Genomic DNA, 958 nt, shown 5'->3' with positions numbered 1-958 from the left:
TTGCATTTTCCTTAAATCAAAAGTCTGCGTTAAGGGATGTAAATCGTGATTTTGCCATATGAATAAAAATGCTTTTCTTTGCACCCAAAATGGCGAGAGACTGTACTGACATAGATGTTGTATTGCGCCAGATAAACCAGCGTCTGCGCAAGCTTGAAAAGTCCGACTCCGAGAAGAATGAGGAGATCGGACGCCTCAATCGTGTCATTAACCAGAAGGACGTAGAGATACATAATCTAAAGTCGGAACTTGCTTCCACGAAATCAGAACTTGCCGTAGCAAAAGAGCGCATCAGGGAACTCGAGGAAGATGATGACGATATGTCAAGTACATCAGGAAAGCCCGAGAAGAACAGCAGTAATAGCAGTATCCCTCCTTCCCAAGAAAGTATCGCATCCCGTGAGCTGCGCAGGACAAAGTCTCTTCGCAAGCCAAGCGGAAAACCGAGCGGTGGACAGCTTGGTCACAAGGGACACACACTACAGACCATTGCTGAACCGGATGTGATTGTAAAGCACGAACCTGCCTATTGTAAATGCTGCGGTAGGCCCTTGATTGATATACCGTGCAGGAAGATTCGTAAGACACAGATTGTTGATATCAAGGTGGTCGTAGAGACCTGTGAGGAGCAGTATTACGAGAAGGTCTGCGAATGCGGTTGTGTAAACAACTGCGAAGCTCCCAACTGCCGTATCAAGTATGGTGACAACCTTCGTGCACTGGTGACATACCTTAATGTCGTGCAGTGTATTCCATTCAAAAGAATTGCAGAGCTTATATCCGACCTCTCCGGTCAGAATATAAGCGAGGGGACTGTACAGAACATACTAAAAGAGAATAGTGGCAAGGCAGATACTGTATACGAGGAAATACGCAAGAGGCTGGAAACGGCACCGGTCGTAGGAGCCGATGAAACGGGGGCTGCGGTAGGAAAGCATCTGCATTGGAACTGGATTTT

Annotated in this window: 1 protein-coding gene; it reads left to right on the top strand. The window is 46.8% G+C overall.

Features of this window, described 5'->3' with window-relative positions:
- Positions 1–68: 68 nt before the first annotated feature.
- A partial coding sequence (locus KM934_RS12820) for an IS66 family transposase (RefSeq protein WP_252345013.1) occupies positions 69–958 on the top strand: 890 nt, incomplete at its 3' end.

It is taken from the genome of Hallella faecis (genome assembly GCF_018789675.1).
In the GTDB taxonomy this organism is placed as follows: Bacteria; Bacteroidota; Bacteroidia; order Bacteroidales; family Bacteroidaceae; genus Prevotella; species Prevotella faecis.
This window is presented reverse-complemented; position numbering and strand designations above follow the sequence as displayed.